Below are 611 nucleotides of genomic sequence, written 5' to 3' on the forward strand. Positions count from 1 at the left end.
GGCCTTGTTGCACAAATCGAGTGAGGGATTCACTGGGTGAATCGAGCGTGATAGCTGGAAGGTATGAGCAGTTGGGCCCCTACGAAGGACAAGACCACGAACTGGTCGGCTTACAATGAAGCACTGTGCCAGCGCGGATCGCTGACGATCTGGTTCGATCCCGACATGATGTGGAAGCTGCCGCCCAGCGGGAAGCGTGGGCGGCAGCCGAGTTTCAGCGATGAAGCTATCCAGACGTGCCTGACAATGAAGGGTGAAGGGCGCTCGGAAAACAGTCCGGTGGACTGTTTTCAGCCCTGAACGGGCGGAGCACCGGGCAAGTTTGGCATGGTCGCCATTGGGAGCGCCATTGGTCCGAGCGACAATGGCGACGAGACAAACGACCGGGTTCGTTCAGAGCCTCCTGCGGCTGGTTGGGTTGGATTGGCGAGTGCCGGACTTCAGCACCCTGTGCCGCCGCCAAAAGACGCTGAATGTGGCGATCCCGTATCGCGGCGGCACGGGCCCGCTAAACCTGCTGATCGACAGCACCGGCATCAAGGCCGAAGGCGAAGGTGAGTGGAACGCCCGCAAGCACGGCGGAGCCAAACGGCGCATCTGGCGCAAGGTGC

The 611-nt window shown here is 61.2% G+C and carries 1 pseudogene; it reads left to right on the forward strand.

Annotation, left to right across the window (positions count from 1 at the left end):
- Nucleotides 1–63 precede the first annotated feature (63 nt).
- Nucleotides 64–611: pseudogene (locus FEV53_RS22335) on the forward strand (transposase); the annotation flags it as partial.

This window comes from Palleronia caenipelagi, from assembly GCF_007004065.1.
Classification (GTDB): Bacteria; Pseudomonadota; Alphaproteobacteria; order Rhodobacterales; family Rhodobacteraceae; genus Palleronia; species Palleronia caenipelagi.